22 protein-coding genes and 1 pseudogene are annotated in these 23,712 nt (G+C 73.4%); 16 read left to right on the top strand and 7 right to left on the bottom strand.

The features are described from left to right. Positions 1-30: 30 nt before the first annotated feature. A complete protein-coding gene (locus tag ACH4OW_RS00420) occupies positions 31-312 on the bottom strand; it encodes an Lrp/AsnC ligand binding domain-containing protein (RefSeq protein WP_360137537.1) in 282 nt (93 codons plus the stop codon). Then, on the bottom strand, positions 309-1,028 hold the full coding sequence (locus ACH4OW_RS00415; RefSeq protein WP_360137638.1) for a rhomboid family intramembrane serine protease: 720 nt from the start codon (positions 1,026-1,028) through the stop codon (positions 309-311). Before ACH4OW_RS00415 ends, ACH4OW_RS00420 begins: the two co-directional genes overlap by 4 nt. Before the next feature lie 272 nt (positions 1,029-1,300). Between ACH4OW_RS00415 and ACH4OW_RS00410 the strand changes: the two genes are divergently transcribed. From ACH4OW_RS00410 to ACH4OW_RS00390, 5 genes are all read left to right on the top strand, one after another. Beyond that, positions 1,301-1,540, top strand: coding sequence for a hypothetical protein (locus ACH4OW_RS00410; protein ID WP_031004082.1), 240 nt, complete (start codon positions 1,301-1,303; stop codon positions 1,538-1,540). 21 nt (positions 1,541-1,561) lie between these two features. Then, the gene (locus ACH4OW_RS00405; protein ID WP_398024418.1) at positions 1,562-2,935 is read left to right on the top strand and encodes an NYN domain-containing protein; all 1,374 of its coding nucleotides are present in this window, start codon (positions 1,562-1,564) and stop codon (positions 2,933-2,935) included. A 348-nt stretch (positions 2,936-3,283) separates the two neighbouring features. Next, a complete protein-coding gene (locus ACH4OW_RS00400; protein WP_360137543.1) occupies positions 3,284-4,318 on the top strand; it encodes an NlpC/P60 family protein in 1,035 nt (344 codons plus the stop codon). 274 nt (positions 4,319-4,592) lie between these two features. Further along, positions 4,593-5,630 (top strand): NlpC/P60 family protein, encoded by a 1,038-nt coding sequence (locus tag ACH4OW_RS00395; RefSeq protein ID WP_360137546.1) that lies wholly within the window; start codon positions 4,593-4,595, stop codon positions 5,628-5,630. A 41-nt stretch (positions 5,631-5,671) separates the two neighbouring features. After that, on the top strand, positions 5,672-6,946 hold the full coding sequence (locus ACH4OW_RS00390) for a hypothetical protein (protein ID WP_398023782.1): 1,275 nt from the start codon (positions 5,672-5,674) through the stop codon (positions 6,944-6,946). Here the strand turns inward: ACH4OW_RS00390 and ACH4OW_RS00385 are convergent. Continuing rightward, positions 6,943-8,190: pseudogene (locus tag ACH4OW_RS00385) on the bottom strand (glycosyltransferase 87 family protein); the annotation flags it as partial. The gene ACH4OW_RS00390 and the pseudogene ACH4OW_RS00385 overlap by 4 nt on opposite strands. Before the next feature lie 128 nt (positions 8,191-8,318). On the opposite strand from ACH4OW_RS00385, the gene ACH4OW_RS00380 reads away from it, so the two are divergent. After that, positions 8,319-9,461, top strand: a complete 1,143-nt coding sequence (locus tag ACH4OW_RS00380) for a glycosyltransferase family 4 protein (RefSeq protein ID WP_360137552.1) — start codon at positions 8,319-8,321, stop codon at positions 9,459-9,461. Positions 9,462-9,467: 6 nt separating this feature from the next. Here the strand turns inward: ACH4OW_RS00380 and ACH4OW_RS00375 are convergent, their stop codons facing one another. Further along, a complete protein-coding gene (locus ACH4OW_RS00375) occupies positions 9,468-11,264 on the bottom strand; it encodes an AMP-dependent synthetase/ligase (protein WP_360137555.1) in 1,797 nt (598 codons plus the stop codon). 343 nt (positions 11,265-11,607) lie between these two features. Between ACH4OW_RS00375 and ACH4OW_RS00370 the strand changes: the two genes are divergently transcribed. The 6 genes from ACH4OW_RS00370 to ACH4OW_RS00345 all read left to right on the top strand — a co-directional run bounded on the left by ACH4OW_RS00370 (position 11,608) and on the right by ACH4OW_RS00345 (position 16,668). After that, positions 11,608-12,372, top strand: a complete 765-nt coding sequence (locus ACH4OW_RS00370) for a metallophosphoesterase (protein ID WP_360137641.1) — start codon at positions 11,608-11,610, stop codon at positions 12,370-12,372. A gap of 140 nt (positions 12,373-12,512) precedes the next feature. Next, positions 12,513-12,986, top strand: a complete 474-nt coding sequence (locus ACH4OW_RS00365; RefSeq protein WP_360137558.1) for an SRPBCC family protein — start codon at positions 12,513-12,515, stop codon at positions 12,984-12,986. A gap of 2 nt (positions 12,987-12,988) precedes the next feature. Next, positions 12,989-14,188, top strand: coding sequence for an ArsA family ATPase (locus ACH4OW_RS00360; RefSeq protein ID WP_398023779.1), 1,200 nt, complete (start codon positions 12,989-12,991; stop codon positions 14,186-14,188). 100 nt (positions 14,189-14,288) lie between these two features. Next, positions 14,289-14,828 carry a DUF5304 domain-containing protein gene (locus tag ACH4OW_RS00355; protein WP_398023776.1) on the top strand — a complete coding sequence of 180 codons (540 nt, stop codon included), beginning with the start codon at positions 14,289-14,291 and terminating at the stop codon, positions 14,826-14,828. A 91-nt stretch (positions 14,829-14,919) separates the two neighbouring features. After that, positions 14,920-15,861: an ROK family glucokinase gene (locus ACH4OW_RS00350; protein ID WP_360137567.1), complete on the top strand. Its 942-nt coding sequence runs from the start codon at positions 14,920-14,922 to the stop codon at positions 15,859-15,861. 15 nt (positions 15,862-15,876) lie between these two features. Continuing rightward, positions 15,877-16,668, top strand: coding sequence for an endonuclease/exonuclease/phosphatase family protein (locus ACH4OW_RS00345; RefSeq protein ID WP_398023774.1), 792 nt, complete (start codon positions 15,877-15,879; stop codon positions 16,666-16,668). On the opposite strand, the gene ACH4OW_RS00340 is transcribed toward ACH4OW_RS00345, so the two are convergent. The 3 genes from ACH4OW_RS00340 to ACH4OW_RS00330 all read right to left on the bottom strand — a co-directional run bounded on the left by ACH4OW_RS00340 (position 16,631) and on the right by ACH4OW_RS00330 (position 19,463). After that, a complete protein-coding gene (locus tag ACH4OW_RS00340) occupies positions 16,631-17,914 on the bottom strand; it encodes a hypothetical protein (RefSeq protein WP_398023772.1) in 1,284 nt (427 codons plus the stop codon). The two genes, ACH4OW_RS00345 and ACH4OW_RS00340, sit on opposite strands and share 38 nt — an antisense overlap. A gap of 123 nt (positions 17,915-18,037) precedes the next feature. Further along, positions 18,038-18,679, bottom strand: coding sequence for a hypothetical protein (locus ACH4OW_RS00335; protein WP_398023770.1), 642 nt, complete (start codon positions 18,677-18,679; stop codon positions 18,038-18,040). Continuing rightward, complete coding sequence (locus tag ACH4OW_RS00330; RefSeq protein WP_360137578.1) at positions 18,666-19,463, bottom strand: alpha/beta fold hydrolase; 798 nt, start codon at positions 19,461-19,463, stop codon at positions 18,666-18,668. The genes ACH4OW_RS00335 and ACH4OW_RS00330 overlap by 14 nt, the downstream gene beginning before the upstream one ends. A 197-nt stretch (positions 19,464-19,660) precedes the next feature. Between ACH4OW_RS00330 and ACH4OW_RS00325 the strand changes: the two genes are divergently transcribed. The 4 genes from ACH4OW_RS00325 (at position 19,661) to ACH4OW_RS00310 (ending at position 23,672) form a co-directional block, all read left to right on the top strand. Beyond that, on the top strand, positions 19,661-20,428 hold the full coding sequence (locus ACH4OW_RS00325; RefSeq protein ID WP_360137581.1) for a lysophospholipid acyltransferase family protein: 768 nt from the start codon (positions 19,661-19,663) through the stop codon (positions 20,426-20,428). A 29-nt stretch (positions 20,429-20,457) separates the two neighbouring features. Beyond that, positions 20,458-21,762, top strand: coding sequence for a MacS family sensor histidine kinase (gene macS / locus ACH4OW_RS00320; protein WP_398023768.1), 1,305 nt, complete (start codon positions 20,458-20,460; stop codon positions 21,760-21,762). Positions 21,763-21,785: 23 nt separating this feature from the next. After that, entirely contained in the window at positions 21,786-22,430 is a 645-nt protein-coding gene (locus ACH4OW_RS00315) for a response regulator (RefSeq protein ID WP_398024416.1), read from the top strand. Between the two features lie 213 nt (positions 22,431-22,643). After that, positions 22,644-23,672 carry a 6-phosphofructokinase gene (locus ACH4OW_RS00310; protein ID WP_360137587.1) on the top strand — a complete coding sequence of 343 codons (1,029 nt, stop codon included), beginning with the start codon at positions 22,644-22,646 and terminating at the stop codon, positions 23,670-23,672. Positions 23,673-23,712: the final 40 nt, after the last annotated feature.

Raw genomic sequence — 23,712 nt, 5'->3', positions numbered from 1 at the left:
CGCGGGTGCCGTACGCGGAGGCGGCCCGGGTCAGGCGTCCAGGCCGATCGCGAAGGCCGCTTCCAGGTCGTGCTGGGAGTACGTACGGAACGCGATGTGCGTCTCGGTGGAGGACACGCCCGGCACCTTGCTGATCCGGCCGGGGATGACGTCCGCCAGGTCGTCGTGCTCGGCCACCCGCACCATCGCGATCAGGTCGTGGGCGCCGGTGACCGAGTAGACCTCGCTGACGCCCTCCAGCGCGGCGATCTTCTCGGCGATCTCCGGGATCTGGTCCACGCTGGTCTTGATGAGCACGATCGAAGTGATCACGGCTGGCTCTCTCCCTCGGTCGCCTGCTGCTTCGCCGTTCCGGCGGACTCCACACTACCGGGGGCCGCGGCGGTTCCCTCGGGCGGAGCGGGGCTCGCCCGGTAGCGCACCCAGGCGTACACGAAGCCCGCCGCGAAGCCCACGACATGGGCGAGGTAGGCCACGCCCGGGGTGTCGGGGCTGCGCTGCGCGGCCAGCCACTGGAGGACGAACCAGAACAGCAGCACGATCCAGGCGGGGAAGCGCAGCGGCAAGAAGAAGAGGAACGGGTAGAGGCTGGTGACCCGCGCTTTGGGAAAGAGGTACAGGAACGCGCCCAGCACCCCGGAGATCGCCCCGGAGGCGCCGACCAGGGTCTGTCCCGAGGAGGCGTGCGCGGCCGCGTAGCCCATCAGCGCCAGGTAGCCGGTGACGACGTAGAAGACGGTGAAGGACAGCCGGCCCATGCGGCTCTCGGCCATGCCGCCGAAGACGTACAGGAAGAGCACGTTGCCCAGCAGGTGCAGCCAGCTGCCGTGCACGAACAGGGCGGTCAGCGGGGTGAGCAGCGCGCGCGGCGAGCCGCTCCACAGGTCGCGCGGGATGACGCCCCACCGTTCGAAGTACGCGGTCTGTGCCTGCACGACGGCGTCGCCGGTCCCGTATATGCCGTTGAGGCCGGAGGCGGGGCCGACGACGAAGACCACGCAGCACACGGCGATCAGCACGTTCGTCATGCGGGAGAACACGGTCAGCGCCGAGCGGGCGCGGGGCGTCCGGGGGACCAGGGGCGGGGCCGTCATGAAGTGATCATGGCGCAATGGGGGCAATCGGGACAGAGTGCCTCGCCGCGTCCCGCCTCCCGGGCGGGGCCGCACCGCGAGGGCGTCAGGCCGTAGGGTAACGGGCAGTACCCCGCGTACTTCCGCAGTCCGACGGCGCACCGCGTGAAACCCCGAACGACAGCACGAGCCCCGCTCGCCCGAGCGTGACGAAAGAGGACGACACCATGGCTGTTCCCCTGCCGACGGACGGGACCCGGTGGCGCTGCACGCTGTGTGGCAATCTGACGCGCTTCGACGTGACGCGCCGGTCGGAGGTCGTGGAGTACCTGCACCTCGACCTCGCCGGAGAACCGAAGGTGGAGGAACGCGAGGTGCTCAGTGAGAGCATCGAGTCCGTGCGCTGCCGCTGGTGCAACGCGGTCGACCAGATCGAGCTGGTCGACCGGCCGGGCGCGAGCGCCTGAGATCGGAGCGATGCAGCAGTGGTGGAGCGTCCAGAAGGGCCTGCGGGGGCGGAGCACGACGCCGAGGCCGGTACGGCCGAGGCGGACGAGGTGCTCGACCGCCCGTTGCCCGAGGGCGTGCGGCGCCGTGTCGTGGCGCTGACCGCGGAGTCCTTCGGCGGCCTGACGGTCGCCGAACTCCCGCCGCCCCTGCGGCAGTACGCCCGGTTCACCCCCAGCCGCCGGGCCAAGTTCGCGGGCAACGCGATGGCCGCCGCGCTGGAGAACGACGCGGTGTTCAGGCAGCGGATCGCGGGCCGGCTCCGCGAGGCCCAGCCGGAACTGGCCGAAGCGCTGGACAACGGCACCCCGCCCGCCGCCGCCGACCCGCTGGACGTCGCGGCGGCGGCCTATGTGCTGCGCCCCGAGGGCTGGGTCAAGCTGGTCGCGGCGGCCGGCGAGGAGGCGCAGCGCGCCCGCGCCGAGCAGGCCGGCGAGGAGGCCGAACGCGAGCTGGCCGCGCTGCGCGAGGAACTGGCGCAGGCCCGCGGGCAGGCGCGCGCCGAGGCCGAGCGGGTCCGCGGCGACCTGGAGGCGCTGCGCAAGGAGAACGAGTCCTTGCAGCGCAAGCTGCGCAGCGCTCTCAGTGACGTGAAGCGGGGCGAGGCGGCGGTGCGCAAGGCCGTGGCCGAGACGGAGTCCGTACGGGCCGCCGCCGCGCAGGAGAAGACCGCGGCGGACAGCGAGGTGCGCCGCCTCAAGGCCCGCGTCGCGGAGGCAGAGTCGTCGTTGGAGGCCAGCCGCCGCGCCACGCGCGAGGGTCGCAGCGTCGAGGACATGCGGCTGCGGCTGCTGCTGGACACCGTGCTGGACGCGGCCCAGGGGCTGCGCCGGGAACTGGCGCTGCCGCCCGCCGATACGCACCCTGCGGACACCGTGGACGCGGTGGCGCCGGGCAAGATGACGCCCAAGGACATCGCCACCCGCGCGCTGTCGGAGACCGACCCGGCGCTGCTGGACCAACTGCTGGCGCTGCCGCAGGCCCACCTGGTGGTGGACGGCTACAACGTCACCAAGACCGGTTATCCCACGATGCCGTTGGACAAGCAGCGGCTGCGGCTGCTGGGCGGTCTCGCGGTGCTCGCCGCCCAGACCGGCGCGGAGATGACGTGTGTCTTCGACGGTGCCGAACTGGCGGCGCCGGTGCTGCTCGCGCCGCCGCGCGGGGTAAGGGTCCTGTTCAGCAAGCCGGGTGTGACGGCCGACGAGCTGATCCGCCAGCTCGTACGGGCCGAGCCGCCGGGCCGTCCGGTGGTGGTGGTCTCCACGGACCGGGAGGTGGCCGACGGTGTGGCCAAGGCCGGTGCGCGGCCGGTGGCATCGGCTCTGCTCCTCAAGCGACTTGCCCGGACCTGAGCGGTCCTGAGGGGGCCCGGGTGGCCCGTGCGGCGCGCGGGGTGAAGGTAAAGGTGTACCCATCAACGAGGTGGGTTATGCCTGGAGTTCGTATCTGAGTGTCAAGTGGCCGTTACTGCGTGTGTGATGTTGGTAAAGGATGAGGAGCATCCGGCAGTTTTTTCCGGTGAGGATTTGAAGCGATCACAACTCGGTTACTAAGGTCGGGCCTCAACCCTTCATGCAGTTGATCATCCAACCGGGATGAACAGTGAAGGAACCGCCGAGTCCGCGGTGTTCACGCGCGGAGCCGGGGTCCCGTACCCCCCACGCCCGGTAGGCGGCTGAAGGAAGAAGGAGCTCGCCTCCGTGGCGTCCCACCGTCGACCCAAGCAGCCGAGCCGCGCGCGTGTGACCGTACTCACCGCGACCGCGGCAGCGGCCGTCGCCCTCTCGTCCCAGGCCGCCCACGCCGACCCGAAGCCGAAGAAGGAAGACGTCAAGTCCGAGGTCGACAAGCTCTACGAGCAGGCGGAGCAGGCCACCGAGAAGTACAACGGGGCCAAGGAGGACCAGGAGAAGCTCCAGAAGGAGGTCGACGCCCTCCAGGACAAGGTCGCCCGCGGCCAGGGCGAGCTGAACCAGCTCCGCAAGGGCCTCGGCGCGGTCGCCTCCGGCCAGTACCGCAGCGGCAGCATCGACCCCTCCGTGCAGCTGTTCCTCTCCGGCGACCCGGACACCTACCTCGACAAGGCCGCGACCCTGGACCAGTTGAGCGGCAAGCAGGCCGAGCAGCTGAAGACCATCGCGGACAAGCAGCGGCAGCTCGCCCAGGAGCGGGCGGAAGCCTCCGCCAAGATCAAGGACCTCTCGGAGACCCGCCAGGCGCTGGGTGACAAGAAGGACGAGATCAAGGGCAAGCTCGCCAAGGCGCAGGAGCTGCTCAACACGCTGACCGCCAAGGAGAAGCAGGAGCTCCAGCAGGAGGAGCAGAAGAAGAACCGCTCCAGCCGCGGCAACGAGCGTCCCGACCTGGGCAACGACGTCCCGGCCTCGCAGCGCGGCGCCGCCGCCCTGTCCGCGGCCGCCTCCAAGATCGGCTCGCCGTACGTGTGGGGCGCCACCGGCCCCTCCTCCTTCGACTGCTCGGGGCTGACCTCCTGGGCGTACCAGCAGGCCGGCCAGTCGCTGCCGCGCACCTCGCAGGCGCAGGCCAACGCCGGTACCCGGATCGGCTCGCAGAGCGCGTTGAAGCCGGGCGACCTGGTGCTCTTCTACGGCGACCTGCACCACATCGGCCTGTACGCGGGCAACGGCCAGGTGCTGCACGCGCCGAAGCCGGGCGCGTCCGTGCGCTACGAGTCGATCAACAACATGCCCTTCCAGTTCGGCGTCCGGGTCTGACGTGCACTGACCCGTCCGGGGTCGGTTCGTACGATGACGTGAGCCGTCCGGACATGCCGCCCGATCGGGCGAATTGCGGTGTGCGCCGCTGACTTCCCGCCCCGCCGGTGACCTGCGCAGTCACCGGCGGGGCGGCTTTTTCCCTACCGGCGGCGGGCGTTGCGGGTCTTTGGCCGCCGGCCACCGGCGCCGTTACTGTCTGCCCTCGCAGCCGCCGGTCACCGACCGCCCGTCCCGGGCGGCAGGGGCTGCACGGAAGGGAGTGCGGCTTCAAGTGGCGTCCCACCGCCGTGTCTCGCAGTCCGGCCTGGTCGGCGGCGCGACCAGGGCCACCGTCCTGTCGGCCGCCGCGGTCACCGCCGCGGCCGCGCTGTCCGCCGGAGCGGTGCAGGCCGCGCCGCGGCCCGCGCCCGCCGATGTCACCGCGCGTATCGACGCCCTCTACGAGCAGGCCGAGAAGGCCACCGAGGAGTACAACGGGGCGACCGAGCGGGCGCGGAAGCTGCGTACCGAGGTGTCGGCGCTCCAGGACCGGGTGGCCCGCGGCCAGGAGCACGTCAACCGGCTGCGCGCGCGGCTCGGCGCCATCGCCTCCGCCCAGTACCGCTCCGGCGGCCTGGACCCGGCCCTGAAACTGATGCTCTCCGAGAACCCGGCGGACTACCTCGACAAGGCCACCGCACTCGACCGCGTACAGGGCAGCCAGGCCGGGCAGCTGCGCGAACTCCAGGGCTCCCAGCGCGGGCTGGAGCAGGAGCGCAAGGAGGCGGCCGGGAAGCTGGCGGCCCTGGAGGCGAGCCGGCGGGACGTCGTGCACCACAAGAAGGACGTCGAACACAAGCTGGCCGCGGCGCAGCGCCTGCTGAACTCGCTGCCGGGGCAGGACCGGGCGGCCTTCGACCGGGCGAACCGCAGCACCGGGCGCTCCCTGCCCGGCCCGGCGGGGACGGCGGCGCCGGCGGCCTCCGGCCGGGCCGGGGCCGCCGTGCAGGCGGTCCGCGCGGCGATCGGGTCCCCGTACTCCTGGGGGCAGTCGGGCCCCTCCTCGTTCGACTGCTCCGGGCTGATGCAGTGGGCGTACGCGCGAGCCGGAGTCGCCATTCCGCGCACTTCGCAAGCCCAGCGCGGCGCGGGGCAGCACGTTCAGGTCAGTCAGGCCAAGCCGGGGGACCTGGTCATCTACCGGGACGATGCCAGTCATGTCGGTATGTACGTGGGCAACGGACAGGTCGTGCACGCGCCGTATCCCGGCGCGCGGGTGCGTTCCGACCCCGTGGGCATGATGCCGATCTCGACCGTAACCCGACCCTGACCGCTACCCGTACCGCGCGGGCGGTGCATACGATCAGCCACGTGAGAGGTCACCGGGCACAGCGGCGGGCGGCCCGGCGGATCAGGAGGGCGCTGTGCGCGGCCTTGCCGCCGGTGCTGCTGTCGCTGTCGGCTGGATGCGGCCGGCCCGGCGAGCCGGCTCCGCCGCCGGGCATCCAGCGGATGCTCGACCAGCGCGCGGCGGCCGTACGCGACCGGGACTCCGGGGCCTTCCTCGCCTCGGTCGACCCGCACGCCGTCGCTTACCGCACGCGGCAGCGGGAGCTGTTCGCCAACCTCGGGCACGTGCCGCTGGCCTCCTGGACGTACGAGCTGGTGAAGACCGACGCGTTCGGCCTGCCGGCGGTCGCGGGCGCGGAAGGCCGCCGGGTCGCCGCCGAGGTGCGGCTGCGCTACCGGCTCGCCGGGTACGACACCGCGCCGGTCACCGCCGTCCAGTACCTGACGCTCACCGACCGCGGCGGGCGCTGGCGGATCGTTTCGGACACGGACGGCGCGGCGGAGGGCCGGCGCAGCGCCCGCCAACTGTGGGACCAGGGCCCGGTGCAGGTCGTCAGGGGCCGCTACAGCCTCGTCCTGGGCGTGGGCCGCGGCACCGCCGCGCTGCGCGAGCTGGCGGAGCGCACCGACGCGGCCGTGCCCGCCGTCGGCAAGGCGTGGCCGGGGAAGTGGGCCGGGCGGGTGGTCGTCGAGGCGCCGCAGTCGCTGGACCGGATGGCGGAGCTGCTGGACGCCACCGACTCCGCCGGCTACCGGGGCATAGCCGCGGTCACCACCGGCGAGGCGGGCACGGCGCCGGCGGCGCCCGCCGACCGGGTCATCGTCAACCCCGAGGCGTACGGCGAACTGTCCGGCACCGGCCGGCAGATCGTGCTGACCCACGAGGCCACCCACGTCGCGACGCGCACGGTCACCACCGCCACCACGCCCCTCTGGCTCTCCGAGGGGTTCGCCGACTGGGTGGCCTACCGGGGCAGCGGCCGGCCGCCCGCCGCCACCGCTCCCGAACTGGCCCGCGCGGTCGCCAAGGGCACACCGCCGCCCCGGCTGCCGGCCGACGGCGACTTCCGCTTCAGCCGCAGCGCCGAACAGCTGGCGCGCGCCTACGAGGGCGGCTGGCTGGCCTGCCGGATGATCGCCGACAACTGGGGCGAGAAGAAGCTCGGCGCGTTCTACCGGGCCGCGGGACGGGGCGGCGAGGAGAGCGCGGGCCGGGCGATGAAGGACCAGTTGGGCCTCGCGCCGACCGAGTTCACCCGGCGGTGGCGGTCGTACGTGTCCGGGCAGCTGGACTGACGCGCGACGCCGCGGCGGGCGGCCGGTGCGCGACCGGGCGGGCCCGCCGCCGAGCGCCACAGCCGGCGGCAGGCGGTCAGCGAGGCCGCCACGAGCAGGCCGTTGCGTACGGCCAGCAGGACGATGCCGCGGCCCTCGCCGGCCACCACCTCCGCGAACCAGACGGGGAACTCCAGGAGCGTGGCGCCGGACGCGAGCACGACCAGGACGGCGGGCAGCCCCATCCGGCTCGACCGCACGGTCATGCACACGGCCGCCACGCCGACCAGCCAGATCATGTACTGCGGGCTGATGACCCGGCTGGTGGTGACGGAGAGGAGGACGGCGGTGAACGCGGCGTCGGCGAGCGTGGCGGACGTGAACCTCCGCGCCCGCAGCCGCCACAGCAGCAGCCATCCGAAGGCCACCACCGTCAGGACCAGCGACAGGGAGCTGACCAGCGGCACATACGGGCCGACGAACTCCACGGAGCCGTAGTTCAGCAGCACCTCCCCGTCCCAGCCGAACTGCCGGGCGGCATGGAAGACGAGCGCGCCGAGCGACTCCACCTCCGTGCCCCGGTCGCGCTGGAACGTGAGGAAGGCCAGCCCGCCTGGGGCCCAGGCGATCAGGACGAGCGTGATGGCCAGCGCGCCGACCGCCACCGCGCCCCACAGTTCACGGGCCCGGCGGCCGCGGAGCGGCGCGCCGCTCAGCAGCAGTACCGGCCAGACCTTCAAGAGCGCGCCGAAGGCGATCAGCGCGCCGGAGACCCGCGGGCGGCGGGCGGCGGTGAACAGGGCGGCGACGGCCACCGCGGTCACCATCAGGTCGTACCGGGCGTACGCGGTCGGGCCGAGCAGGGCGACGCCGGCGATCCAGACCCAGGCGCCGGCCGGCCGTTTGCCGGGCCGCCGGCCCGCGTACAGGAAGAGCGCGAAGGCGGCGGCGTCGGCCGCGCAGGCCAGGAGGAAGAAGGCCGTGGCGTAGTCGAGGAACGGCAGCAGGGCGGGGGAGAGGACGGCGAGCGCGGCGGCGGGCGGGTACTGCCAGGTCACGTCGCCCACCGGGAAGGTGCCGGCTTTCAGGACCTCCGACCAGCCCCGGTAGATGCCCGAGACGTCGCTGGTCACGTCCGGCCCGGGCAGCAGCAACACCTTGAACACGCACAGCAGGAGCACCGCCCGGGTCGCGGCCCACGCCGCCACCGGCAGCGCCAGGGCGCGCGCCGCGCCGCCGCGGGGCTCACTGCCGGACCTGGTCATCGGCACCCCGTCCCGTGTCGTTCGCACCCGTATGCGGGCGCCGGTACGTCACGACCGTAGACGAGCCGCGGGCGTGCCGGGACTGTCCCCGCCGGGGGTGTCGGGCGAACCGGTACTGTGCGAGGGCAATGGACAAGACGCTGATCGTCACGAACGACTTCCCGCCCCGCCCCGGCGGCATCCAGGCCTTCCTGCACAGCATGGCCCTGCGCCTGGACCCGGACCGGGTCGTGGTCTACGCCTCCACCTGGAAACGGACCAAGGAGGGCATCGAGGCCACCGCCCGCTTCGACGCCGACCAGCCGTACCCGGTCGTACGGGACCGTACGACGATGCTGCTGCCGACCCCCCGGGTGACCCGCACCGCCACCGCACTGCTGCGCGAGCACGGCTGCTCCTCGGTGTGGTTCGGGGCCGCGGCGCCGCTCGGCCTGATGGCCCCGGCGCTGCGCCGGGCGGGCGCGCGCCGCATCGTGGCCACCACCCACGGCCACGAGGCGGGCTGGGCGCAGCTGCCCGCCTCCCGCCAACTGCTGCGCAGGATCGGCGAGGGCACCGACACCATCACCTATCTCGGCGAGTACACCCGGTCCCGGATCGCCGCCGCGCTGACGCCGGCCGCCGCCGGCCGCATGACCCAACTGCCGCCCGGCGTGGACGAGAAGACCTTCCACCCCGGCTCGGGCGGCGACGAGGTGCGGGCCCGCCTCGGGCTCGCCGAGCGGCCGGTCGTCGTCTGCGTCTCCCGGCTCGTGCCGCGCAAGGGCCAGGACACCCTGATCGAGGCGATGCCGCGCATCCTGGCCGACGTGCCGGACGCGGTGCTGCTCATCGTCGGCGGCGGCCCGTACGAGAAGCAGCTGCACGCGCTCGCCCAGGAGAAGGGCGTGGCGGACTCGGTGCGCTTCACGGGGGCCGTGCCGTGGGAGGAGCTGCCCGCCCACTACGGCGCGGGCGACGTCTTCGCGATGCCGTGCCGCACGCGGCGCGGCGGGCTGGACGTCGAGGGCCTGGGCATCGTCTACCTGGAGGCGTCCGCCACCGGCCTTCCGGTGGTCGCGGGCGACTCCGGCGGCGCGCCGGACGCCGTGCTGGACGGCGAGACGGGGTACGTCGTTCCCGGCGGCTCGCCGACGGTCGCCGCCGAACGCGTCGTCGCGCTCCTCAAGGACCCGGCCGCCCGCCGCCGTATGGGCGAGCGGGGGCGTGCCTGGGTGGAGGAGAAGTGGCGCTGGGACCTGCTGGCCGAACGGCTCAAGGAGCTGCTGTAGCGCGCGTCACGCGCGGTAGATCGCCTCGATCTCCTCGGCGAAGTCCTTCGCCACCACGTTGCGCTTGAGCTTCAGCGACGGCGTCACGTGGCCCGAATCCTCCGTGAACTGGGTCGGCAGGATGCGGAACTTGCGCACGGACTCCGCCTTGGAGACCGCCGCGTTGCCGTCGTCCACCGCCCGCTGCACCGCGGCCAGCAGCTCCGGGTCCCGGCTCAGCTCCGCGACGCTCTGCCCGGCCGGGCGGCCGTTGTCCTCGGCCCAGCGGGGCAGGAAGTCCTCGTCGAGGGTGACCAGCGCGCCCACGAAGGGGCGGCCGTCGCCGACGACCATGCACTCGGCGATCAGCGCGTGCGCGCGGATGCGGTCCTCGATGACGGCCGGGGCGACGTTCTTGCCGCCCGCCGTCACCAGGATCTCCTTCTTGCGGCCGGTGATCGCGAGATAGCCGTCCTCGTCGAGGGTGCCCAGGTCGCCGGTGTGGAACCAGCCGTCGGAGAGCGCTTCCTTGGTGGCGGACTCGTTGTTCCAGTACTCGGTGAACAGGTGCTCGCCGTGCAGCAGCACCTCGCCGTCGTCGGCGATGCGGACCACCGAGCCGGGCAGCGGCTGGCCGACCGTACCGATCTTCTGCCGGTCCCACGGGTTGAAGGCGGTGGCCGCGCAGGACTCGGTCAGGCCGTAGCCCTCCAGGGCGGTGAAGCCGATGCCCCGGTAGAAATGGCCCAGGCGCTCGCCCAGCGGCGCGCCGCCCGAGATGGCGTGGGTGGCCCGGCCGCCGAGGACGCCGCGCAGCTTGCCGTAGACCAGCTTGTCGAAGAGCTTGTGCTTGAGCCGCAGGCCGAGGGCGGGCTTGGCCGCGGTGTCCAGCGCGCGGCTGTAGGCGATGGCGGTGTCGGCGGCCCGGTCGAAGATCTTGCCCTTGCCGTCGGCCTGCGCCTTGGCCCGCGCCGAGTTGTAGACCTTCTCGAAGACCCGGGGGACGCCGAGGATCAGCGTGGGGCGGAAGGAGGCGAGGTCCTCGGTGAGGTTCTTGATGTCCGGGGCGTGCCCGAGCTTGATGGGCGCCATGACGGAGGCGATCTGCACCAGCCGGCCGAAGACGTGGGCCACGGGGAGGAACAGGAGCACGGAGGAGTGGCCGGTGCGGAAGAGCGGCTTGAGGCGCTCGACGACGTTGCCGCACTCGGCGAAGAAGCTGCGGTGGGTGAGCACGCAGCCCTTGGGCCGGCCGGTGGTGCCGGAGGTGTAGACGATGGTGGCGGGGGAGTCGGCGTCGGCGAGCGCGCTGCGCTCGTCCACCTCCTCGTCGGTGATGCCGGCGCCGGCCGCGCGCAGCCGCGCGATGGCGTCCCGCTCGATCTGCCAGATGTTCTCCAGCGCGGGCAGCCGGTCCCGTACGGACTCGACGGCGGCCTCCTGTGCGGGGGACTCCACCAGGCAGGCCACCGCGCCGGAGTCGCCGAGGATCCACTGCACCTGTTCGGCGGAGCTGGTCTCGTAGACCGGGACGGTGATGGCGCCGGCGCTCCAGATCGCGAAGTCCAGCAGCGTCCACTCGTAGCGGGTGCGCGACATCAGGCCGACCCGGTCGCCGGGGCCGATGCCGGCGGCCATCAGGCCCTTGGCGGCGGCCCGTACCTCCGCGAGGAAGACGGCGGCCGTGACGTCCTGCCACTGCCCGTCGACCTTGCGGCCCATGACGGCGACATCGGGGTGCTGCGCGGCATTGCGGCGGATCAGATCCGTCAGGTTGCCGTCCGCTGGGACCTCGTACAGGGCCGGAAGGCTGAACTCGCGCAAGACTGCTGCTCCTCATTGGCGCCGGCGTCACGACGCTGTGTGCTGGCCGGCTGCGGTCCATGATCAGGCAGGGGGGTGTTGGACTGCCCGGACGTTACCCACCGGTATTGCTTTTCGGATAGGGGGGTACGCCCAGATGTTCGATGCGTCACAGCGGTGTGACACGCGCCTGGACACGCCTTGCGACTGCTTCGCGCAGACTAGACCAGGCATTCGGTGACCCGGAAGTAACCGCAGGTCGGGCCCCCCGGGCGGCGGCGTTTCGCACCCCCGCCCGGCGGTACGCGAGGCCCCTCTCCCGACGGCCCGCCTTTCGATCTAGGGTGACGGCATGCGAGTGCATGTGGTGAGCGACGTACACGGCAACGGGCGGGATCTCGCCACGGCGGGCGACGGCGCCGACGCCCTGGTCTGCCTGGGCGACCTCGTGCTGTTCCTGGACTACGCCGACCACTCGCGCGGCATCTTCCCCGACCTCTTCGGCGTCGAGAACGCCCACCGGCTGGTCGAACTGCGCACCGCCCGCCGCTTCGAGGAGGCCCGCGAGCTGGGCCGCAGGCTGTGGGGCGACATCGAGCGGGCGGGCGGCGGCCGGGCGGCCGTCATCGAGGAGGCCGTCCGCAAGCAGTACGCCGAACTGTTCGCGGCCTTCCCCGAACCGACGTACGCCACCTACGGCAACGTGGACATCCCCCGTCTGTGGCCGGAGTACGCCCGGCCCGGTACCACCGTCCTGGACGGCGAGCGGGTGGAGATCGGCGGCCGGGTCTTCGGGTTCGTCGGGGGCGGCCTGACGACCCCGATGCGCACTCCCTACGAGATCAGCGACGAGGAGTACGCCGCCAAGGTCGAGGCCGTCGGCGAGGTGGACGTGCTGTGCACCCACATCCCGCCGGACGTTCCCGAGCTCTGCTACGACGTCGTCGCCCGCCGCTTCGAACGCGGCAGCGCCGCCCTCCTGGACGCGATCCGCCGGACCCGCCCGCGCTACGCGCTCTTCGGACACGTGCATCAGCCGCTCGCCCGGCGGGTACGCGTCGGCGCCACCGAATGCGTCAACGTGGGGCACTTCAACGCGACGGGCACGCCGTACGTCCTGGAGTGGTGACGGCCTTCCCGCGGCCGCCCCAGGGGCTGACCGGATCGGGCGGGGAGCCTGTCCAGGGCGCTTTCGCCGCGCGGTAGCCTTCAGCAGCAGGGATACGCGTCTGGCGGACCGGCACGAATCGGCATGGAGGAGTCACGGCGATGGCCGAACACACCAGCTCTAGCATCACGATCGAGGCGGCGCCCGCCGAGGTGATGGGAGTGATCGCCGACTTTGACCGCTACCCGGACTGGACCGGCGAGGTCAAGGAAGCCGAGATCCTCAGCAAGGACGACCAGGGCCGTGCCGAGCAGGTGCGCCTGCTGCTGGACGCCGGCGCGATCAAGGACGACCACACCCTCGCCTACACCTGGACCGGCGACCACGAGGTCAGCTGGTCGCTGGTGAAGTCCCAGATGCTGCGGACGCTCGACGGCTCCTACCGGCTCGTCCCGCTCGCGGGCGGGGCGCACACCGAAGTGACGTACCGGCTGACCGTCGACGTCAAGATCCCGATGCTCGGCATGATCAAGCGCAAGGCGGAGAAGGTCATCATCGACCGCGCGCTGGACGGGTTGAAGAAGCGCGTCGAGAGCGGCCCCGCGGCCCCCGCCGACGAGGCCAAGCGGCTCTGACCATGCGAACCGTCCTCGTCACCGGCCTGGGCGGCGCGGGCCGCACCACCATCGCCGCCGCGACCGCCCTGGCCGGCGCCCGGCGCGGCGAGCGCGTCCTGCTGCTCACCACCCAGAGCGGCGCGGCCGAACGCGCGCTCGGCACCCGGCTCGGCCGCCCCGGCGGCGCCCCGGTGACCGCGGCGCCGGGGCTGCTGGTCCGCTGCGTCGACCCGGCCGGGCACTTCCGGCAGGAGGCCCTCGCCTTCCAGGAGCGCGCGGCAGCCGCCCTCGACCTCCTCGGCGCCGCGCCCCTGGACGAGGAGGAACTGACCGAGCTGCCGGGCGGGGAGGAGTTCGCCCTGCTCCACGCGCTGCGCGCGGCACACGAAGCGACCGGCGGTACCGACACGATCGTCGTCGACATGCCGCCCGCGGCCGACACCGTCGCCCTGCTCGCCCTGCCCGAGCAGGCGCGCCGCTACCTGCGCCGCCTGCTGCCGCCCGAACGGCAGGCCGCCCGCGCGCTGCGGCCGGTGCTGGCCCAGCTCGCGGGCGTACAGCTGCCCACCCAGAAGCTCTACGAGGCCGCGGAGCGCTGGGAACACGAACTGGCCGCCGTACAGCGGGTGATCGACCACCCCGGCACGACCGTACGGCTCGTCGCCGAACCGGGCCCCGGCGCCGTCGCCGACCTGCGGGCGGTGCGCTCGGGGCTCGCGCTGTTCGGCCACCGCACCGACGCCGTGGTCGCCAACCGGCTGCTGCCCACCGGGTCCGCCGACCCCTTCCTGGCCGCGCTCTCGGGCCAGCAGCAGAGCGCGCTCAAGGCGCTGCGCGAGGAGTTCCCCGGCGCGCCTGTCGTCGAGGTGCCGCACCTGGGCCGCGACCCCGAAGGCGCCGAGGAACTGGACGCCCTGACCGGCGCGGCCGCGGGGGAGCCGGCGGAGCCCGGAGCCGCCGCCGACCCCTGGACCGTGGAGGACCGGCTCGCCCCTGACGGCATCCTCGTGTGGCGGGTGCCGCTGCCGGGCGCCGACCGTGACGGGCTCGGGCTGCTGCGCCGCGGCGACGAGGTCATCGTCACCGCGGGCCGCTTCCGGCGGATACGCACCCTGCCCTCCGCGCTGCGCCGCTGCTCGGTCTCCGGCGCGGGCCTGCGCGACGGCGCGCTGCACATCCGCTTCACGCCCGATCCCGATCTGTGGCCCCGAGGTCACTGAACGGCACACCGCCGTTCGGGTAACGTCGGGAGAAGCACCGCCCCGAAAACGCCGCGTCCGCGCGGCGGAAGATCCGCCTCGCCGCAGGAGTGAGTCCGCCATGAGCGATGCCACCGAGCCCCCCGCCGGCCGTACGGACCGGGTCGACGCCGATGCCTGGGAGACGGCGTGCGCCGAGGACCTGGCGGCCGAGCGGGCGCGCCGCCGCGAGCGGTACGGCCCCCCGCCGGGCAGTGCCGCCGAGGAACTGCGCCGCCTCGCGGAGGCCGTCACGGACCGGCTCTCCGGCATCCAGCTGCCGGGCGGGCTCGCGGGGCTGGCCGCGCAGGGCGCCGTCCAGCAGCTGTTCCGGCAGGCCAAGGCCGTCGTCGAGCCGGTCGTCGAGCGCAACCCCGAGGTCTTCGACCACCTCGCCGCGGCCGGGTCCGAACTGATGGCCGCCTACCGTTCGGCCGTCGAGCACAGCGAGCGCCGCTGGACCAGGGACGCCGCCGCCAACGCCGCCGCGGGCACCCCGCGTGCCGAGGACGCGGAAGACGCCAGTGACATCCGCGACATCAACGACAAGCGCGACACCCCGGGCGGCCCCCGCCGTGACGACGACGGCCCCGCGGGCACCGAGCGGATCGACCTCGACTGAGCCCGGGCCCGAACCCCGGGAGCGCGCTGGCCGCACCCTCAACTCCGGTACGGTGGTCGGCGGCGGGGTACGACCAATAACTGAGGGACACATGGGACTCACCATCGGCGTCGACATCGGCGGCACGAAGATCGCGGCCGGCGTGGTCGACGAAGAGGGCACGATCCTCGAAACGTGCAAGGTGCCGACCCCGCAGGCCACCGACGAACTGACGGAGGCCATCGCCGACGCGGTCCGCACGATCAGCGCCGACCACCAGGTCGAGGCCGTCGGCATCGGGGCCGCCGGCTACGTGGACGAGAAGCGGGCCACCGTCCTGTTCGCGCCGAACATCGACTGGCGCCACGAGCCGCTGAAAGACAAGGTCGAGCAGCGCGTCGGGCTGCCCGTGGTCGTCGAGAACGACGCCAACGCGGCGGCCTGGGGCGAGTACCGGTTCGGCGCGGGCCAGGGCCACAGCGACGTCATCTGCATCACCCTCGGCACCGGCCTGGGCGGCGGCATCATCATCGGCAACAAGCTGCGCCGCGGCCGCTTCGGCGTCGCCGCCGAGTTCGGCCACATCCGCGTCGTACCGGACGGCCTGCTGTGCGGCTGCGGCAGCCAGGGCTGCTGGGAGCAGTACGCCTCGGGCCGCGCCCTGCTGCGCTACGCCCGCCAGCGCGCCTTCGCCACCCCCGAGAACGCCAAGGTCCTGCTGTCGCTGGGCGACGGCAGCTCCGAGGGGATCCAGGGCAAGCACATCAGCGAGGCCGCCCGCCAGGGCGACCCGGTCGCCATCGACTCCTTCCGCGAACTGGCCCGCTGGGCCGGCGCCGGACTGGCCGACCTCGCCTCGCTGTTCGACCCCTCCGCCTTCATCGTCGGCGGCGGCGTCTCGGACGAGGGCGAACTGGTCCTGGACCCGATCCGCAAGTCCTTCCGCCGCTGGCTGGTCGGCAACCAGTGGCGGCCGCACGCCCAGGTGCTGGCCGCCCAGCTCGGCGGCAAGGCGGGACTGGTCGGCGCCGCCGACCTGGCACGCCAGGGCTGACCAGCGGTGCCGGCCGTGCTGCCTGCCGCCCGTACCGAGCCGGACGGCTCGGCCGTGTTCCGCGTGCTGAGCTACAACGTCCGCTCGCTGCGCGACGACCGCGCGGCGCTGGCCCGGGTGATCCGGGCCTGCGCCCCCGACGTGGTGTTCGTGCAGGAGGCGCCGCGGTTCTTCCGGTGGCGCAAGAGCGTGGCGAAGCTCTGCCGGGCCACGGACCTGGTGTATGTGACGGGCGGCGCCACCGCGGCCGGCCCGATGATCCTGTCCTCGCTGCGCGCCCACGTGGAGCGCACGGAGGACGTGCTGCTGCCCCGCACCCCCGGCCTGCACCAGCGCGGTTTCGCGACTGCGGTGGTACGGATCGGGGGCGCCCGGGCCGGTCTCCTCAGCTGTCACCTCAGCCTGCGGGAGGCCGAGCGGTACGACCAGGCGGGCCTGCTGCTGGAGCGGCTGCGCGCGCTGGACACCCCGTACGCCGTCGCGGCAGGTGACCTGAACGACCGGCCGGACGGGCGCGCCTTCCGGCGGCTGGCGGGCTCGCTCACCGACGCCTGGGCGGCGGCGCCGTGGGGCGGGGAGTTCACCTCCACGCCCCACGACCCGCACCAGCGCATCGACGCCGTGTTCACGACCGGCGGCGTCGAGGTGCTGGGCTGCGGCGTGCCGCGCGACCTGCCGGGCGTGAGCCAGGGCGACCTGCTCGCCGCCACGGACCACCTGCCGGTGCTGGCCGCGCTCCGGGTGCCCGCCGTGCCGTCGGGAAAGCCGCTCAGGACAGCTTCATCTTGGGCTCGCCACGCTCGTTGAGGCCGGGGCCGCCGCCGGTGCAGGTGCGCCGGCTCTTCGGTGCCCGCGTGCCGTCCACGGACACGTACGCCTGCCGCAGGCAGTTCCGCAGCGCCAACTGGCCCCAGTAGTTGGGGTGCAGCGCCTCCTGCACCTGGAACGGCGGCAGCACCGCGGTGACCGTGCGCACCCAGTTGACCCACTCGGTCCTGTCGGCCGCCCCCGGCGCGGTCCACCTGCTGACCGTGCCGCGCACGGGGGCGACCAGCCCCACCCCGCGCTCGCAGAGGCGGTGCCCGTCCAGGCTGTGCGAGAGGTCCAGGAAGCTGACGTTGTCCAGCCCGCTCCTGTTGATGCCCTCCTCCACCGCCCGGCCGACGGCCGGGAGCACCGTGTCCACCGCCCAGTCGGCGTCCCGGTCGTTGAACGCGCAGCCGCCCAGGGTCTGGCGCGCGCCCAGCGGCGCGGGGTAGCGGAAGTCGCGGCCGTGCGGGATGGGGGCCGGGTAGTTCTGCACGACCACGTCGTAGTCGTCGGTGTCGTAACCCGCCCGCAGCATGGCCTGCCGGATGTTGCGCAGGCCGCCCGCGATGTCGGCCGCGCGCGCCTGGACCGCTCGCGGCGTGAACCGGGCGAGGTTGCCGGCATCCTGGCTGCACGCCTTCGGCAGCGGGCTCAGATACGCGAGGACACAGGACTGGACCACGTCGCCGAAGTGGAAGTCGTTGCCGCCGATCGACACGGCGACCAGCCGCACCGGGTGGTCGCGGGCGTACTCCTCCAGCTGCGTGGCCTGCCCCGGCACGCCCGCAGCGGCGGAGAAGTCCAGGCCCGGCTTGGCGACGCCCTTCGGGGACCGGAAGGAGTCGGTACGGGCGCCGGAACAGGCCAGGTTCTCGCTCTCGGTGCGGGGCAGCCCGAGGTGGATCTCGGCGGAGCGCGAGCGGTGGCACTGCGCGATCCGCTCGGCGGTGCGGGCCGCGTTGTCGAAGTACGCGGTCGGGCCGAGCGCGTCGATGCGCGGATAGTTGGCCGGGTTGGCGTCGGTGTTGCCGGCCCAGCGGCCGGCCTCACCGGAGATGTAGGAGTCGCCGAGGGAGACGACGGCGGCCGGTCCCGGCCCCGGCGCCCGCGGCTGCCGCGGCGGGCCGGCGGCGGCCGGTGCCGCGGCCAGCAGCCCGGTCACCGCCGCGACCGTGGCGGCGGCGGCCGCCACCCGGGTCAGGCGCCGTGGGCGCGGGCACGACGACGCGAACGGATGACGCATGGGGGTCCTCCCGGAGACGCGGCCGAGTACTCGGCGTGATCATCTCCGGTCGGCAGGTCACCAACGGTCACGACACCCGGCGCGCGTGGGTGAACCGCCCCGCGCCGTCGGCGGGCGCCGGTCTCAGACCACCGCGCCGCCGCCCGGCAGCTCCTCGTCGTCCTCGTCGTCGTGCTTCATCCGGGCCACGAGCGTGGCGAAGCCGCCCAGGAAGCCGCCGATGCCGAGCAGCGTGATCCACCAGGTGACGGGCTGCTGCAACAGCACCATCAGGACCAGCAGCAGCGGCCCGCCGAGCACCGCGAGCCACGCGAACTTGGCCGTCACGTCGGCGCTGGGCAGCGGCGGCGGCTCGGGCGGCACGAAGTGCCCCTCGTCCGTCTCGTCGAAGTCGTCGTCGGACGTCTCGGACGCCTTCCAGTCCCGCGGCCCGGGACCCACGCCGGGCGCGAAGACCACGAAGCTGCCCACCGGGCCCTCGCCGGGCCTGCCCGGAGCGCCGGGGGAGGGCTCGTCGCGCGGCCGCTCCTCGACCGTCAGGCCGCCGTTGTCCTCCGTACGGCCCGGCTCCGCCTTCTCCGGCGGCTTGCCTTCGGGCCGCTGCCCGTCGTCGGCCCGGCTCTCGTCCGGCTTCGCGGCCGCGTTGGCGACCGGCCCGTCCTCGTCGGGGAAGTCGGGCTCCTTGCCGTACCCGGCGACGATCTCGGCCCAGGCGGCTTCCTCGTCCAGCGGATCGCGGGGATCGCGGGGGCTACGCTCCACCACTGGGGGCCGTCTCCTCACTCTCCGTACCCGTGCGCACGCTCGGTGCCAGACGGGCGATGAAGTCGTAGGTCTCCTGGCAGATCCGCTCGGCGTCGTGGTCGAGCGTCGCGACGTGGTAGCTGCGCTCCAGCAGCGTGTGCCGTACGTCCGTCGAGGACACCCGGCTGAGGATGCGCTCCGAGTCGGCCGGCGGCACGACGTGGTCCTGGGGACTGGTCATGACCAGCAGCGGCTGGGTCACCCGGGGGAGCTCCGCGTCGACGAGCCGGAACAGCCGGCGCAGCGAGTGCGCGGCGTGCAGCGGCACCCGGTCGTAGCCGATCTCGACCGCCCCCGGCTTGGCGACGTCGTTGGCCACGCCCTTGGTCGTCCGTACGAGGTGGCGCAGCACGGGCAGCAGCGGCGCGGCGGCGTCGTGCACCTTGTTGCCCGGGTTGACCAGGGCCAGGCCGCTGATGGCGGCGCCGTGCCGCTCGGCCAGCCGCAGCGCCAGCGCGCCGCCCATCGACAGGCCGCACACGAACACCTGCTCGCACCGCTCGGTCAGCTCCCGCAGCTCGCGGTCCACCTCGGCGTACCAGTCCTGCCAGGTGGTCAACTGCATGTCCTGCCAGCGGGTGCCGTGGCCCGGCAGCAGCGGCAGCGAGACCGTCAGGCCGCGGTCGGCCAGGTACTCGGCCCAGGGGCGTACGGACTGGGGGGAGCCGGTGAAGCCGTGGCAGACGAGGACACCGGTGGGACCACCGTCGCGGCGGAACGGCTCGGCTCCGGGAAGCAGCGGCACCGGGGGACTCCGATCGATGAGGGGCCGGGCGGGAACGGGTTGCGCGGGTTACTCGAAGCGTACGCGGAGCGGCGCCGGGCGGATAGGTCCGAAGGCCCCGCGGGCCTCTGGACAGGGCCGCCGAGGAGAGGGGGGCGCCGGGGCAGGTTAAGGTCTTTGCGTCACACACAGGAGGCAGTGGGTTGATCTACGGCGCAATGAAGTTTTCCATCGGCGGATCGCTGAAGCTGGCTTTCCGCCCCTGGGTGGAGGGCTTGGAGCACATCCCCGCCACGGGTCCCGCGATCCTGGCGAGCAACCACCTGTCCTTCTCGGACTCCTTCTTCCTGCCCGCCGTGCTCGACCGCAAGGTCACCTTCATCGCCAAGGCCGAGTACTTCACCTCTCCGGGCGTCAAGGGCAAGCTGACCGCCGCCTTCTTCAAGGGCGTGGGCCAGCTGCCCGTGGACCGCTCGGGAGCGCGCGGCGCCGGCGAGGCGGCGATCAAGAGCGGCATCGAGGTGCTGGAGCGCGGCGAGCTGTTCGGCATCTACCCGGAGGGCACCCGCTCGCCGGACGGCCGGCTCTACCGCGGCAAGCCGGGCGGCCTGGCCCGGGTGGCGCTGGCCACCGGCGCCCCGGTCATCCCCGTCGCCATGATCGACACGGAGAAGGTGCAGCCGCCGGGCAAGGTCATGCCCAAGATGATCCGGCCCGGCATCCGGATCGGCAAGCCGCTGGACTTCAGCCGGTACCACGGCATGGAGGGCGACCGCTTCATCCTGCGTTCGGTGACCGACGAGGTCATGTACGAGATCATGAAGCTGTCGGGCCAGGAGTACGTCGACATCTACGCGACCGCCGCCAAGCGGCAGATCGCGGAAGCGGCCAAGAAGAAGGCCGAGGCGGAGAAGGCGGCCAAGGCCGGCAAGGCGCAGGCCGCACAGACCACGGAGCAGCAGGGCCGGACCGGAACCGGGGCGTAGTCGCGCCCCGGCGCAGGGGTGGGGGCGAAATGGCAGAGGCAGAGATACCGCCGGCGGCCGGCGGGGCGGCGGGCAAGGGCAGGGGGCGGCCGCCGCGCGTGGTCCGGATGTCCGTGGAACTCCCGCTGTGGCGGGCGCTGACCGGCTACCGCGTCCTGACCCTCTGCTACGTCCTGGTCCTGTTCGCGGTCTCCTACGACCAGTACCAGCACCCCCTCGGCGCGGCCGCCTACATGACGGCGCTGACCGTGTGGATGGGCTTCACCTGGCGCCGTACGACCTCCGCCGAGCGCTGCACCCGCGCCTTCCTCATCGGCGACCTGTCCTTCGCGCTCGGCGGCATCCTGCTCACCCTCGCGGTGGACAGCCACGAGCGGATCATGGGCGGCGGGCCCACCCTGCCGTCCATCTGGACGGCGGGCGCGGTGCTCGGCTTCGCGATCAAGGGCGGCTGGCGCTGGGCCGCGGTGGCCTCCGCGCTGGTCGCCGTCGTCAACCTGGTCGAGCGCCAGGAGTTCGCCCGCGACACCATCCACAACGTCGTCCTGGTGTGGGTGGCCAGCGTCGCGATCGGCTACGTGGTCGAGGTGGCCCGCGCCAGTGAGCGCACCCTCGCCCGCGCCCTCCAGATCGAGGCCGCCACCCGCGAACGGGAGCGGCTGGCCCGGGACATCCACGACAGCGTGCTCCAGGTCCTGGCGATGGTGCAGCGGCGCGGTACCGCGATCGGCGGCGAGGCGGCCGAGCTGGGCCGGATGGCGGGCGAGCAGGAGGTCGCGCTGCGCACCCTGGTCTCCAGCGGGCTGGTGCGGCCGCGCGCCGGTGCGCCGGACGACGCCCGTACGCCGGACGAGGTGCTGTCCGCACCGGTGCCGTGCGCGGACGGCGCGGACGGCACCGACGCCGGGCCGTGCGACGTACGGGCCCTGCTGGCGCCGCACGCCGGCGCGCGCGTCACGTTCTCCGAGCCGGGCGCGCCCGTGGTGCTCCCGGCGGCCGCCGCCGCGGAGCTGGCGGCCGCTGTCAGCGCCGCACTGGACAACGTGAAGGTGCACGCGGGGGACGGGGCACAGGCGTGGATCCTGGTGGAGGACGAGCCGGACGAGGTGATCGTGACGGTGCGGGACGACGGCCCCGGCATCCCCGAGGGGCGCCTCGCGGACGCCGAGCGCGAGGGCCGGCTCGGGGTCGCCCTGTCGATCCGCGGCCGGCTGCGCGACCTGGGCGGCAGCGCCGACTGGGTCTCGGTCCCCGGCCAGGGCACCGAAGTGGAGTTGAAGGTCCCCAAGGGCGGTGCGCCCGCGGGCACGAGACGGGGGAGGAGTACGGCGTGAGCGAGCCGCAGGGCGTGAAGGTGATGGTGGTCGACGACCACCCGATGTGGCGGGACGCGGTCGCCCGTGACCTGGCCGAGGCCGGGTTCGAGGTGGTGGCGACGGCCGGGGACGGGCCGCAGGCGGTGCGCCGCGCGCAGGCCGCCGCCCCCGACGTGCTGGTGCTGGACCTGAACCTGCCGGGCCTGCCCGGCGTGGAGGTGTGCCGGGAGCTGGTCGGCGCCAATCCGGCGCTGCGGGTGCTGGTGCTCTCCGCCAGCGGCGAGCACGCCGACGTGCTGGAGGCCGTCAAGTCCGGTGCCACGGGCTATCTGCTGAAGTCGGCCAGCACCGAGGAACTGCTGGACGCGGTGCGCAGCACGGCGGCCGGCGACCCGGTGTTCACCCCGGGCCTGGCCGGGCTGGTGCTGGGCGAGTACCGCAGGCTGGCGACCGAGCCCGCCCCGGCCACCGAGGACGAGCCCGGCGCGCCGCAGCTGACCGACCGGGAGACCGAGGTGCTGCGCCTGGTCGCCAAGGGCCTGTCGTACAAGCAGATCGCCGAGCGGCTGGTCATCTCGCACCGCACGGTGCAGAACCACGTGCAGAACACCCTCGGCAAGCTCCAGCTGCACAACCGCGTCGAGCTGGTGCGCTACGCGATCGAACGCGGCCTGGACGAGGTCTGAGGCCCGCCCGGCGCGTCACCGGCCGGGCCCGCGCCATGCGCTCGTACGGGTGAACGTATCCGCGTCAAGTCCCCCGCATTTCCCGGGAATTCGCCCTCCGCCCCATCCCGGGGTGACGTGCGTCACCATTAGCGTGACCGGCGTCGGCAGAGGACGGCCGCGCGCGGCCACCGGCGGATGCGCGGCCACGGACGGGATGAAGGTGAAGCAGCGATGCGGGTCGGAGTACTGACCGGCGGCGGCGACTGCCCCGGTCTCAACGCGGTCATCCGGGGCGTGGTGCGCAAGGGTGTCCAGGAGTACGGCTACGGCTTCGTCGGCTTCCGGGACGGCTGGCGCGGGCCGCTGGAGGGCGACACGGTGCCGCTCGACATCTCCGCCGTACGCGGCATCCTGCCCCGCGGCGGCACGATCCTCGGCTCCTCGCGCACCAACCCCCTCAAGCGGGAGGACGGCATCCGCCGGATCAAGGACACCCTCGCCAAGCAGGAGGTCGAGGCGCTCATCGTGATCGGCGGCGAGGACACCCTCGGGGTCGCGGCGCGGCTGTCCGGCGAGTACGGCATCAACTGCGTCGGGGTGCCCAAGACGATCGACAACGACCTCTCGGCGACCGACTACACCTTCGGCTTCGACACCGCCGTCGGCGTCGCCACCGAGGCCATCGACCGGCTGCACACCACGGCCGAGTCGCATATGCGGGTCCTGGTCGTCGAGGTCATGGGGCGGCACGCGGGCTGGATCGCGCTCCACTCGGGCCTGGCGGGCGGCGCCAACGTCATCCTCATCCCCGAGCAGCGCTTCGACGTCGACCAGGTCTGCTCCTGGATCGAGTCCCGTTTCAAGGTCCGCTACGCGCCGATCGTGGTGGTCGCGGAGGGCGCCATGCCCAAGGACGGCGAGCTGGTCCTCAAGCACGGGGGCACGGACTCCTTCGGGCACGTGCGGCTGACCGGTGTGGGGGAGTGGCTGGCCAAGGAGATCGAGGACCGTACGGGCAAGGAGGCCCGTACGACGGTGCTCGGCCACACCCAGCGCGGCGGCACGCCCAGCGCCTTCGACCGCTGGCTGGCCACCCGCTTCGGCCTGCACGCGATCGACGCGGTGCGCGACGGCGACTACGGGCGGATGGTCGCGCTGCGCGGTACGGACATCGTCCGGGTGCCGCTGGCGGAGGCGACCGCGAAGCTCAAGACCGTGGACCCGAGGCTGTACGCGGAGGCCGGGGTTTTCTTCGGCTGACGCGGGGGCGTCGCCGCACCCGTCACCGGTACGGCGGCGC

The sequence above is a fragment of the Streptomyces sp. NPDC017056 genome, assembly GCF_044332485.1.
Lineage (GTDB): Bacteria > Actinomycetota > Actinomycetes > Streptomycetales > Streptomycetaceae > Streptomyces.
The sequence above is the reverse complement of the archived record's forward strand: the minus strand, read 5'-3'. Positions and strand labels throughout refer to the sequence as shown.